General features: G+C 48.9%; 3 protein-coding genes. All 3 read right to left on the minus strand.

What is annotated here, in order from left to right:
* Nucleotides 1-10,590, minus strand: a 10,590-nt coding sequence (locus tag OEV42_19750) for a CxxxxCH/CxxCH domain-containing protein (GenBank protein ID MDH3976504.1), incomplete at its 3' end; no start/stop codon positions are given.
* Between the two features lie 410 nt (nt 10,591-11,000).
* Nucleotides 11,001-12,149, minus strand: coding sequence for a hypothetical protein (locus OEV42_19755; GenBank protein MDH3976505.1), 1,149 nt, complete (start codon nt 12,147-12,149; stop codon nt 11,001-11,003).
* A partial coding sequence (locus OEV42_19760; GenBank protein MDH3976506.1) for a hypothetical protein occupies nt 12,150-14,400 on the minus strand: 2,251 nt, incomplete at its 5' end.

Genomic DNA, 14,400 nt, shown 5'->3' on the forward strand with positions numbered 1-14,400 from the left:
ATCCCCCCCGGCAACAGTGGCTAGCTGATTACCGCCTCCACTCAACCCAATAAGCAGCGTATCATTCGTGTCTCTTACTGAAGACCAGTTGGCATAGGCAATATTCCCGGAGCCATCAAGCCAGGTTTTCCCGCTAACATTGAGGACGGTATTAATCGTCGTCGAACTGATAAAAGCGCCATTGGTTTCCCCGACAAAGGAGATAATGGCATAATCACCTGCCTGAGCGCCTATACCACCATAGGTATTATCGATACCATAGATATCACGGAAGGTATTTATAAAGCGGTTATCAACTTCTCCAGAGGTGAGGGCCCTGTTATAAACCACCACATTATCGAGAGTACCGTCAAAATTGCCCCATCTTCCGCCGGGATTCTGATCGTAACCCCGTCTGGCAAAAAGGGCAGCAGCCGTCACAGGCGGCAGTGACGTTGTTTTATAGGGTTCCTGATTATCAAACTGACCATTGATATAGATCGTCAGGTTTTCACCATCATAAGTACCAATAACATGGTTCCAGACATCAATATCAAGGGCTTTCACAGAGGTGACAACTCCAGTGCCCCAATAAAAGTCAACTTTTCCTGAAGGGCCTTCATGGAGGCTTACTTCATCATCAAGAATACCCCCTTTCTGGTAATAAACCTGCCCATCAGAATGGCGATCCTTCCGGACCCAGATTTCGACGGAGCCGGTTTTGGTCAGATCAAGAGAATTGCTCTGGCTGTCCGTAATATAAGCATAGTCATTATTGGCGATAAAATTGAGTGCATAGTCAAATCTGCCGGTTGACACAAAGGGCGGATTACTGGAGGTGGTTACATCGTTACCATAGCCACTGGTGTCATTGGCGAAAGTGCCACTCGTTTCATTGAAATCCCAGTAACCAACCACACCATCAGGCATGCCGGCGATGGCACCAAAGCTTCCCCTAATGGCTATGCTGCTCTCAACGGGGTCTCCCTTCATATCGGTAATCACGCTGCCATCAATAGCAATCGTATCTCCCACACCGACTGTTGCATCAGCACCGAGCGTGATTGTCAGGGTCTTGTTCGTCGGACTGTCCCAGGAACCACTGCTGGTGCCCCAACTGCCGCTATTGAGTGGCAAGGCTGATGCTATATTTCCGGAGGTAATTGCCTCTCCACCGGTGGTCATGTTAAAGAAAATAGTCACACCGTCACCGGCCTGCACACCTTTACCACCGCCGGAGTTGTCATCGGCATCAGCGCTCACCATTTGCGTCCCATAGCGTTTCCTGATCTCGTCTGCATCGAGAGCAACGTTGTAAACAACTACATTATCGAGTTCGCCATCGTAGTCCGATGTCTGCCCGATGCCGCCGAAATCCAGGGGATTGCTTGAATCTGAATCATTCACATCATGGGATGCCTCCGTATCGAGTTTACCGTTGATATAGAGTTTCAGTTCATTCGATGGGAGAGACTGGTCATAGGTGAGGGCAATATGGTGCCACACACCGTTGGTCATGACTGTAGAGCTTTGGATCGTATTGGTCGCACTGCCCCATCTGGCGAAGATCTTTCCCGTTCTTGCATTGATAAAGGCGCGATATCCGTTGCCTCTGCTAATGAAGACCTGCCCTGAAGAGTAGTTATCACTTTTCTTGGCCCAGAACTCGACCGTTCCGGCAGCGCCAAGTGTTAAGGAGCTATCATAATTAACGCGGATATAATCATTAGTGCCATCAAAAGTAGCCGCCGAGTTGCTGTAGTAGCCTGAGGCCGTTAAATTGGCGCTGTTATAAAGTACGCCATGATTTTCATTGTCTGTTGCATCATAAGCGAAACTTCCTCCACCTTCATCCATGCTCCAGTAACCGACGGCGCCGTCGGGGATAGAATCAAAGGTACCATAAAGAACGGTTTCACCATTAATAGGCCGGCCCGATGTATCCTTAATGGTACCGGTGAGGGTAACCGTATCTCCCACGGCCACTGTCGGCCTGGGGACCGTATCGGAAAGCGTAATGGTGAGAACCGTACTATTATTGCTCCATACGGCACTCACGATATCTCCGGCGCCGCCGTTGTCAAGCCAGTTATGACTGCTGCTTAAACTGATGGCTGTATTGATATTGTTTTTGTCGATAACATTGGCCTGGGTGGACCCATTAAATTTGATAAGGACCTGATCTCCCATATTAATCCCTTTACCGTTTTGCGAAGGATCAATGGCCCGGGCACTCACCAGGTTTGCACCGTAGCGGTTGGTAATCTCAGTCTGCGTCAGTGCCCGGTTGTAGAGCGCCACGTCATCGATGATGCCGTCAATGTAACTGCTGCTATACCTGCCGATATAGAGGGGTGACGTATCAGGTTCCATGATAAACGGCACTGTCTCACTCGCTTCCAGATTGGCATTAACATAGAGCTTCATCACAGACGACACATTGTCATAGGTGGCCACAACATGTTTTAACTGGTCTGTCGGAACCGCTGCCGGTGTCTTAATACTTACGCCATGCCAGATAAACTCAAGCTTGCCTGCATCACCGCTGGAACTATTGCCGTCCCTCACCGCCAGCGATCCTTTACTGACATATCCATCAAGAGAGCCATGAGCACGTTTGGTCATCCAGAACTCAATGCTCATTCCCCGGGTGAGGTCGATCTGGTTTGAATCAGGAATATTCACATACCTATTGGGGATAAAGTTAACACAGGGGCCAAAACGGCATAGCGATTGCCATGAAGAGATATTGAGTGCGCCGTGATTATTATAGAGAGTGCCGTCATTAATCGTTGTTCCCAGATTTTCATCCATGGGCCAATAACCGACGAGGCCGTCAAGCATGCCCGCCATGGTTCCAAAAGTGCCCGAAATCTGTATGGAGTTAAATATGGGCTGCCCCGAAGTATCCCTGATGGAGCCGTCCAGGGTGATAACATCCCCCACACTGACCGTTGGGCCAACCCCTGCATCACTAAGTGTTACGGTAAGGGTACTGACGTTATTCCAGACGGCGCTTCCAATATCACCGGCGCCACCGGTGTCTCTCCAGGTATGACTGCCACTCAGGCCAAGGATGGCATCAATATTATCTTTACTGATAGCCGGAGACGGCGCTTGAACAGCTCCGTTGAACCTGATGATCACCTGGTCACCGGCCTGGAGCCCTTCAGTCGCATTATTATCAACCGCTGTAGCGCTCCTGATTCGGTTAAAGCGCCGGCGGACCGTTGTTGGGCCAAGGACCTGATTATAGAGAACAACATTGTCTATGATCCCGTCGAAACGATAAGAGGTCAAGCCACCTGAACCTATATAGAGTTTATTGTTATTGCCGGCATAGGATGAGCAGGCGCCATTTTTTACCTCTTCTCCATTCAGGTAGAGCCGCATCGTCGTTCCATCACAGGTACCGACGATATGGTACCAGGCCCCCGAATTATATCTAATATCAGTAATGATGTTGTTACTTCCCCAATAGAATTGCAACTTCGATGAGTTGCTCGTATATTCCCTGATACCATAGGCGGAACTCTTCCAGATCATGGTTTGGTAATTATTGCTGTTTTCCAAATCATCTTTCTTCACCCACAGTTCGATAGAACCCGTGCCTATATCAAGGGATGAATGATCTTCAACTTCAGTGTAACTTACCTTATTGACATAGAGAGCGCCATCCTTCTTCCCCGTTGTCCAGGTTGCAGTGCCGACAATGGTGCCGTGGTTGTAATTACCCGTATCGTTATAAGCCCTGTTGCCACTCCCTTCATCGAGGCGCCACTGTGCCACAGCGCCGGTGGGGATGGAATCAAAAGAACCGACAATGGGGAAAGGATTGTCCTGAATGGCAACATTAAAGGCATCTTTAATAATCGTTGCGCCTTGCAAGTCAATCACATCTAAAATATCAACCGTCGGTTCAGGGGGTGTGGCCGCACTCAGTGTGACGGTTAAGGTGTCATTTAAATTCGTTACCGTGCTCCAGCCGGAACTGTAAATATTGAAACCGCCATCGAGCCAGGTCTTCCCGTCAAGCGGAAGGGCCGTGTTGATGTTAGCCGAGGTAATAGGCGTAGCTGCTGTTTGATCATCAAAGGAGAGCACCACCTGATCACCCGTCTGGATGCCGTAACCGCCACCCGAGGCATCGCTGGCGAAAGCCTGCCCCACAACCCACCACCCGAAATTACCGGTAATAACGACAGAGTTAGTGATCGGTGAATCGATAATAGTTTTGATATCGCCATTTGATACTATCGTGTCACCAACGGCAATAGTGGCATCGCTGTCAAGAGTAATCATCAGCGTATCCCTCTCATAGTTAACGGTCGTCCAGGTTGCATCAACAATGGAGCCCCAGGTCTTTCCACTCACATTCAAAACAGTGTCTATATTACCTGCCGTAACGGGATATTCATTGGTTTCTCCATCAAAGGTAATGATGACTTTGTCACCATTTTGTACACCGGTGTGCCTGCCTGAATCATCACTCGCCACAGCACTCGTCATGACAGGGAGATAGATATCTGCACCGGAATAGTAGGGATATGTGGAAGCATTAAAACCACCGTAACCACCGCTACAGCCGCCAATATTAGATCCATTATACAAACAATAACTGTCACTGCCCTCCGTCGAGGCCCGGGTAACGGCAGTCCAGCGGGAGCCGTTCAAGAGGCGTCTTCCCCGGAAACTGCTTCCCCCCATCCCTATGCCAAGGTTGGAACCATGGAAGCCTCCCAGTGATTGGTATTTAGGATCTGAATTCTGTTTGGCCCTATTGTCCCCGCCGTGGCAGTGCATGCAGTATATACCGTATTTATTGTTAGCATTGTCATCAGCATAGCCAATAACAGGATGGCTCTGTCTTCCCAGGTTTCTCCAGCTAAAATTATAGAAATTAGCGCCAACGGGAAATATCTTTTTTTCCGTTTTATACACATCGGCCCGGTGACAATTCATGCAGATATATTTCTCCGTCAGGCCGGTAGCCCAGCCTGCGTCTGCGCCATCACCATACATGATGAACTTCACCTCTGATTCATCAGTCGTCGATGTGGATTCTTCAATGCCGCCATAAAACCATGTAAAGGCCTGTGCTTCCAGTGTTCGCATCATCCAGTTCCTCGATGACGCGTGCGGACCGGAAGGATCATCAGAATCATCGGCATCATGACATTCAGCGCAACCCATGACCGACCAGGGACCGTAGGGTGGGACAAAGGCATTTCCGAGACCGGCGGAAAGGGCATAGGTAACCGTTGTTGAACCGGTGAAGCCCGTCGGCGTCGGTGTAATGGTAAAATCAACAGATGCTTTCCCCGGATCACTGGCGCCCTGGGTTTCGATCTCTTTAATCTGGAACCAGCCGCTGGTGGAAAGCGTGGGCGGACAGGGCCTGGAGACGCCACAGCTGTTGCCAAAGGGGCTCGGTGTATCACTATTAGTATTTCCTGTCCTTAAGTCGCCGGCATAAATATACCATCCCCGGATAACCGGTTTCGGAATGCCGTTGTTCAGGCCCGAAATCGTTGCGGTAGCGGAACCGTCAGTCAGCGTTAAGGTCCCCAGTGTAAATCTCGGCCAAGTTGATGAGGAATAGGAGCTGCATTTTCGAATGGCGAATACAGAGGTTCCGTTAGGCGAAATATTAAAGTATGGATCAACCTTCGTGATTCCCGTGTAATCGTGATTCGTAATCGTTCGGATCTGACCCGCACCTGCCCCGGCAGTGATCTCCACGCAGTATCCGTTATACTTCCTCGGATTCCAGGCATTTGGATAGGCAAGGTGAGTGGTACTACCGGAGCCCGTTGAGGCCAGATTTTCAAAAATGCTTACTTTATCGAAACCGGTCGGATCGATGGGTTGATTATTACCTTTCGATACAATGGCATGGTGTCCCAGGTTATTGGGATTAATCTCCTGGGCAATATTCGTTGACGGTCCTTCCCCCAGACTGCTGTTTGACAAGATGCTGTCTGGAATGGAGAAGGGCGTTCCCCCTTCGCCCCAGGCATAGTCGGAATGGCATTTAAGACAAAGATTATATAGTTTGTCAACACCGGCTTCAAGATATGGGTCCTTCGTGAAGGTCGGGTTCGTGTAGGTTCCCACACCGGAAGTGGTGTAGTCGGCAAGAACGCCCCAGATACCGTTGTTGGGAGCCCAGAGGGAGTTCCCCTTTTCGGGATGTCCGAAAGGCTGAATTACGTAGAAGTCACCCACCTGAGGAGGACCATTTGGATAAACACCCGACACATAAAGGGTATCACTGGTATTTCCCGTAATCACACGGTCAAGACCGGCAATGTTTGTACCTACCATGCCCCTTAGAACATAACCACGCCATTGGTCCGGCACCCAGTTCTTTGTCGTATCAATGAGTTGCGCATCAGCAGGCGTTGGCGGCGGATCACCTTTGAAGCCTCCCGTTGCAAGACCACTGTCCTCACCGGGATGCCTGTTTGCGTGGGGGTTGTGGCAATCCTGGCAGCCTGTATGGGTCCCACCGGAGACCAGGTTAAACCAACCCTCGGAGGTTAGGCCCGCCGGCGCCGTCTCTGACTCATCACCCCGGTGTTTTGCAAAGTATTTGTCAATCCTGTGTTTATAAGGCTTGGCAGGATCATTGAAGATCTTTTCCATCCTGAGCGCTTTTGTGTTGTCAAAGACCTTCTGGCCGAAGAAATCCTTATTCCCGGCTGCTGCATTTCCATATGGATTCCGCTTATCACTGTGACACCTGAAGCAGACCTCTTCCTCCGATGGATCACCGAGAGAGTAGCGGCTCGTATTATCGGGCACCGTCGTCATCAGGGGGAAGGCCGGATTGAGAGTAAGCGTCGATGTGGTATTGCTTAAAATTCTGGACGTTTGCCCGTAACCTTTCCCCTCGGTAATTGTCACGGGGCGATCTTTCCAATAATTAGGCACCCAGGGTGCATCAGTGGGATCTCTCTTAACAGTGGAAGTTGTGTTCCCACCAGCAGAGATACCATCCTCTACACCACGGGAAACACCGATCAGGTATATGCTGCCAATCCCATGCGATAAGGAGCTGCCCAGCGTCAGTGTATTGCCGTCATTAAAGGAAATGGGACTGCTCTGGCCGGCGCCGGCGCCGTCAAGAATATAGACCGTATCTCCCGCCCACATATCATCGACCCAGACTGAACTTAAATTGGTCAATGTATTACCGGAGCCACCGGTAACAATGCCATAGTTATTTTCATTAATACCAACTGCGTTGATCCGCCGAATCTGTGAGAAGTGAGGGCCGATCTTACTGCCGCCGACCTGTTTCGTCTTATTGGAGGTATCGATATGGCACTTGGAACAGTTGGCATTAAACTGAGAACCACCGGTTTTGAAGTAAATAGGGGCAGTATAGTTATGGGGACTGTCAATAAACATGCCCTTATTAATGACCGGCGTCACGACCGTCCCGTCAGGCTGCTCGTAACTTTTGGTCTGCGAATTCTGATGACAGGAGAGGCAGATGCCGCCGTATTCCTCCTCAGGAACAAAGTCCGTATTTCTCCCCGATGTGGTTGTTGGGAGAACGGCAATGCTGGGACGTAAATTATAGGAAACACCCGGGCTCAGCGGATTCAGTTCCGGCTTGAAGATATTGTGGTTGACGTGACACATGAGACAACGCCTGTTCTTTACATCCACTCCAGCCAGCGCCACCGGTGGATTAACAATCGGGTACTCAACTGAAGGACCGGGACCGGTGAGACCGTCTATATCGGAATTATTCAGGTAGTGATGATAGCCGTTGTTTACCTGATTCATGGGCTCGAAAAACTCATTATGACAACTTTTGCAAGATTGATCTCCCGTTGTCGGCTCCGGCTTGAAGCCCTTCGTATGATCGTGGCAATTCGTGCAGGGAGTATCCCAGTTATGGGCCAGATTATATTCACCCTTAGTGAAATTCATTACTCCCGGATCACCGGCCGTATGGCATCGCTGGCAGATGCCGGAAAAGTCCGGTTTGACAAAGCTCTGCCAGTTGATGGCCATTTGGCCGTCGTTATCAACAGCGGTAAAGGTCATGAAGGCCGTGGCGCCATCGGTGGGCCGGCCATAGGCATCACTGCCGCTCATATTGTAATAGGTGTGGATCATTTTGTTGTTCTTGTCACCATGGGGATCGTGGCAATCGACACACTTGGGTGTGAAATCCCAGACGCCCCAGTTGCCCGATGGTCCGCCATTTTCCCATCCGGCAGCCGACATATTTGCCATGGAGTGCGTCACCACAGGCAAGGCTACTCCCGTCTTGTGGCACTCCAGACAAAGGCCATCAGGATAGGACGGCGATGTGTAGAGCCTGAAGGGATTGGTCTCCGTCCCGTGCGGCACAGCACTGGAATGACAGCCCGAATAAGGACCGGTATAGCGGCAGCTCTTATTCGCTGATGAGTTATTGGAGAAAGGATAAAGAGATCCTGCCGGACGGCCATGCCCCCTGGTCTCCCACTCGGTCTGGCTCAAACGAGCTGTCGTGTTGTTGAAGAAGGTAAAATCATCGATGTCACTGGAACCGACGTGGCAGTCCTCACAGTTAGCCGTACCGCCCCAGGATGGCGTCTCACTTCCGGAGCCTCCGTGACAGGTGACGTTGTAACACTTTTTCGTTGACGTTGAATAAGCGTAATAAGTACCTTCAACCTTCCCATAACCAACACTGACATTGTAGAAGCCGTTTACATGAACAGCTGTATTCCTGATCGATACGTTGTCGTCCGTCGTTGAGGCATGGCAGATCTTACACTCATACCCCATAAGTACATGGGCGGGATGACTGTTTTCCTTCGGACTGCCGTTCGGATAATTCGGCATGGCCGCCGTATAACCGCCGTAGATGTTGTTTCCATGACAGGAATTGCAGGCCCGGGTGCTTGTCCAGTTAAGCAGTACATTGGGCGCAGAGAAGTTGCTGAACCTGTTCCCCATGCTATGGCAGTAAGTGTTTGTACAGTCCTCATAGGTGCTGTTGACCGTCGTATCCGTATATCCGCCAAAACCTTCAATCCTGCTGTCTGACGTATAGAGCTGTACGATAGACGCCCCATTGACATGGTTTAAATTGTTGAGCGTTGTTGATGTACCCAGTACCGTTGCACTGTGACAGAGCTTACACATGAAATCATAATAGAAAGGCGATACATGCTTTATATGGGCGCCCGTATTCGGCCAGCTGCCGCTGCCGGGTGTTTTCTTGACGCCATGGCACTTACCGCACTGACCGGTTGCCGGATCGCCCCAAACCGGTGTCGGATCATTACCGCCCGTCAGCCATCCGGCACCGTGACATTTTACGTTATTACAGGTCAGGTCATAAGGAGCTGCCGCAGGAGCATCCTTGCCACTGTAGCCATAGAATCCAATGGCAACGGCTTCCTGACCTGTGTAATCACCGGTGGTGTATACGCTGAAGGCATCGAAGTCGATATCAATATCGTCATTTTCCCGGCCCGTTTCGCCCATCCCGCCACCGTGACAGTAGTCGCATGTTGCAGAAACTTTCCCGAAAATATTAATGTGTTTCTCATGGGAGCCGTTTGTCAATGAATCACTTGCCGGAACGGCCACATCATTATCAACGCCGCCAAGGAGGGTGCCCACTGTCGTTGGGGGGAATCCGTGACAGCTGTCACAGCTGCCCTTGAACCCTTTGGTATGAGGATGACAGTTGATGCATCGCACGCCGGCGTTATGCTTCTTTCCATCTATGTCCGGCTCTGAGGTATAGTTTCGCCACCTCGGGGTATTGTCCAAATTTTCCGTCCTTGTATGACAAACCTCGCAAGGCCCCCTGCGGGTGTTACCTGTCTTCGTTACAAAACCATAGGTCGATTCACCGGAGAGGTTCCTGAAATCAACTCTTTTGTTGTAAGCGTAGGACTGGTCTATCCCTGTATAGATTTTGAAAGATGACGCCAGAAGGAAGATGTTCTTTGTGTTGTGGGGTGTATGGCAGTCCCGGCAGACGCGCTCCCAATTGCCGTATTTTGTAGACTCAACATTTGCCGATGAGTGAGATTTCAGTTCATGGCAGGACATACAGATGGTATTGTCATTGTCCCGCACAAGTAATGTCCCATCACCGGGAAAGCCGCTGTAATTGTTAAGGGGTGAAATAGCAACTTTAATGTCAACCTTTCTGGATTTTCCGACATTGTCGGATTTATCCGTTGCCAGTACCTGGATTGTATAGGCTCCCGACCCGGAAACAGGTGTCCAGTTAAATGAACGGTAAACTTCTTCGAGCGTATCGGTAGGGCCCCATGAAGAGAGTGAAGAAGTCATGTCAATACTACCTGAGCTGGCGCCCTGCCACCACTTTAAAACGAAGGAGCTTGCCCCGGCTAACCTGATACCATCTATATTGTCCCAGGCGGAAAATACAACTTTAATGGGGTAGGATGTATCATTTGTGGCATAAACTTTCTTTCCATCTGCAGGAGAGAGGATACTGACTGTGGGAGGAACCGTATCGGCGACAACACGATCTGTCCAGGTAATCACAGCAAGAAACAGATTGATGCTAATAGCTGCCAGTGATAACAAATAAATTTTATTATTTTTTTTTATCATAGTGAATAATAGTTTGGTGGATGTAGCACATGCAACTCTAGAAATAGTTTAGATTGCAATATTTATACCAAGCCTCCCTGGTCCAGGGCAAAGTGTACGCCTGGTCTCTACGCTCATGCCCTGCTGCTTGTGGCGGCGTGGTTAATTCATTTTTCAGAGATATAAAAAAGCAGGTTTTTTTGTATTGAAAATTAAGAACAAAAACAAAAAGCATAATACATAAAAGAGCATTTCCGTCAAATGGCTGGAAATTATGGTGGATAACAAAGACTACCTGCCGAAAAAAGGCAGACAAGGAAGGTTTAACTTCTACGAGGGACTTGCCATAGCTTGCAATAATAAAGGAGGATGTACTAAACTAAATACAAAAAAAACACCTTCGATAACGGTTTTTTGTATACACACTGACTTTATCTTAAATCAACCGTTTGAGAGTTGGAATCTGTCCAGTGGGGTGCATGACAAGTCAAACATTGAACGTCTCCCGATGTAAGGTTGCCGAAGGTAGTCAACATGGCAGTGTAATCCCCAAAGAGGAGAAGGTCATTGGTTGAATTATTATCGAATGAGCTTGCCTGCTGACGGCCATCGACATCAAGCGGTTTTCTGTCATAACCACCACCGTTTGCATTCAAGGGCACACCGACGGGATGACTTTTCATCTTACCATCCCAGACATTGCCGTCCCTGTAATGCGTCTGCGCTCTTTGCGAATGACAATCACGGCAAAATCTTTTGCCCGTTACATTATCACCGGTGTCGGGCAAAGCCCTGAGCAAGGGATAGCCATAATAAAACCGCCATCGCTGACCAGCCGTATAAGTTCCGGCCCTAAAGGTGATTTTAACAGTCTTCTCATTATCAATAAATTGATTATCGGAAGTATAATTAGCCTGACGCGGACCGGAAAGACCAATGCTTTCCCATAGTTCGTCTCCCGTATTCCAGCCCATCCAATAAGTGCTCCGTGCCTTACCAAAGGAAACCTTGTATGTGGCCGTTGTTTCCGACCCTCCACCAACAATTTCTACGTACCAGCCCTTAGCATAAGCGCCGGGGAGAACTTCATACTCAATGGTGCCGGTTCCGCCGGGCTTTACCTCTTCCACTGCCTTTTTACGCAGCCGGCCCGCTCTCCGCACTTCTTCACTTCCCCCATGCTGATTATGGCAAACAGAACAAGTAATTTTTCCCTCGCCATAATCATTTATCACTCTCATCATTTCGGAATGACTCGGCGCAGAGGCACCAAAACGGCTATTACTGGTATAAACGTCCCATTTATGAAAGGCCCCTGAAATACCGACAGTATAGTTGCTGAACCTGGAATCAAAATATAAAGCGCCGGCAAATGAGGAACCCTGATTATGGCAATCCCTGCAAAGTTCGAAGTTAGTTTGCTTTCTCGTTCCCCGGGGCCCCATATTAACCACCAGGCCATGACAGCTGCTGCATGAAACGCCACGGTTGTCATAATGAGGTTCAGATAAACCGGACACTCCCCATGCCGACCCTGACATAAGGAGAACTCCCACTAATACAAGAATAAGCGTTTTCATTTAAAACCTCTTTCTTCCATAGGCCTTGTCTGTACGAGGATTCGAGTTGCCGCGCGCCTTGTCTATATGCAGCTCCCGTGTACCGCTCCAGCTGCCGTAGGTATTACCGTCATGTGCCCTGGCGCGCCAATAATAAACACCATTTTGGATTTTTTCCTTTAACGTCCAGAGGGTTGCCTTCATCCCTTCAGGAAGCTTATCAATTGATTCAACGTCACTGGTAAGGTTCCTGTCAGAGAAAATTTGAATATTATAGGTAAGGATATCACCTTCCGGATCCGTACTGTTTGCCACCTCAAGCACAATGTTATCGGTAAAACCAAACATTTGGTTCAATATTACCGGTGCAGAAGGCGCATCGTTCTGAACATTAACCATAAAGCTGCCCGGTTCCGACCAGTCACTTCTAAGCTCATGCTCATCAATGGCTATGGCTCTCCAGTAATAATACATATTCTCTTCGAGAGGTATGTTGACAGCCCATGTTGTATCCATTATTGGCGATATATCAATAATGTAACCAAAATCAGCGCTATCGGAAACCTGGTAAGTATATTTTATACTGTCGCCGTCGGGATCAGAAGATGAATAGAGTGATAATACCGGTTCAGCAGTCAGAACCTTTTCACCGTCAAGAGGCGTTTTCAACAGCGGCACAAGGGGCGCTTCATTCATTGAATTTACGAAAAAGTTCGCGCTATCGGAAATACTCATTGTCATGCCGTCGCTCACAATGACACGCCAGTAATAGAGGGTATTTTCCGCTAAGCCGACAGGAACCGCCCAGGATGTAACACCGGCCCCTTCGCTAAGTTCCGAAGACAGGATAAGCGGATTTTTGAAAGTATTTGCCTTGTCTATCTGGAAGACATAAGAAAGAGGGTCCATATCAGCATCACTTGAATTATTGGTTACCAGCGTTACATTCAGACCTTCTACTTCCATACCCGTTGCCGGAGACAATAACGTTGGTACGGAAGGCGCGTCATTAGCCAGATTGACAAAGAAGGAGGCTGCTGCCCAGCCACTATCAAGACCGTGATTGTCAATAGCGCGCGCCCGCCAATAGTAAACCTGGTTATCATTAAGCGGAGCGCCGTCCAGAAGCCATGTTACATAAATCTCGCCTTCCACAGGAATAATCCCTGTGGCCCTGTTTACGATGTCAAGATAGCCCGAGTCAGAAGCAACTTCAATGTCATAAGTCAAGCTATTATTGAGATCGGGATCAAGGGATTTTATTATGCTCAAAGCGGGGGTCAACGTCGTAACCTGAATACCGTCAGAAGGTGATTCTATTCCAGGTTTACCGGGAGCATCATTTGCAATATTGACGAAGAAACTCTCCACAGCAGAATATGAACTGCACATGTCTGTATATTCGGTTTCACAGCTTCTTGCCCGCCAGTAGTAAAGCGTATTATCATTCAAACCACCCTTACCGCCGACGGTGGCAGCAGTTATGTTTAATCCTTCCGCTACAGTAACGGTATCAGCAATAGCTGTAAAATCAAAGGTTTCGCTTACCTCAAAGAAGTAGTCAAGTTTATCGCCTTCCGCATCATAAGAATTGTTCACTGAAAGCTGTGGTGTCAAGCTGGCCACATCCTCTCCACCAGTGGGCCTGTCTGCCGAGGGCGCAACAGGAACCGTATCCATTCTGCGAACGGTGACATTCCATGTCCGGAGGACCTCATGAAGGCCATCACTTACCTTTACAACAACATCATGCAAACCAATGTCCGCTGTCAGCGGCATATAATCAAAGGCTTGTGTATGAGCTGTCTCTATGCCGTCAATAAACCAGGTATATGTCAAAATACCGTTCTCAGGATCATGAGCAGTAACACTGAAGGCCAGAGAATTTCCAGGATAGACGGACGGCGTCTTAACAGCAGGAATAACGGTATCTATATCGATAAGGGGGGGCGCATTAGGCAGTTCCACCTTGAAGTTTTCTGTTATCGACCAGGGTCCGTATGCAGCGCCGTCAAAAACCCTGGCTCTCCAAAAGTAGGTTCCGCTGCCGACCAATCCTGAAGCATCCCAGGAAGTAGAGCCACTCAGGTCTTCATTAACAAGAGGAGAGCCGGCAACGATATTTGCAAATTTTTGATCAGTGGCGATCTGGAATTCATAGGTAAGGTTATCGGCAAAAGTTGTTTTCTCATAGGGCTTGATCGTACCATTAGTAACAACCAGAGAAAAATTATTGCTTGAAAGAAGAACATTGCCGACAGGAGAGTCCGGC

The sequence above is a fragment of the Deltaproteobacteria bacterium genome (assembly GCA_029860075.1).
Lineage (GTDB): Bacteria > Desulfobacterota > JADFVX01 > JADFVX01 > JADFVX01 > JAOUBX01.

What these genes read in the sequence shown, in the direction of transcription:
- OEV42_19755 (MDH3976505.1), bottom strand. Translation starts at nt 12,149, where the DNA reads ATGAAAACGCTTATTCTTGTATTAGTGGGAGTTCTCCTTATGTCAGGG.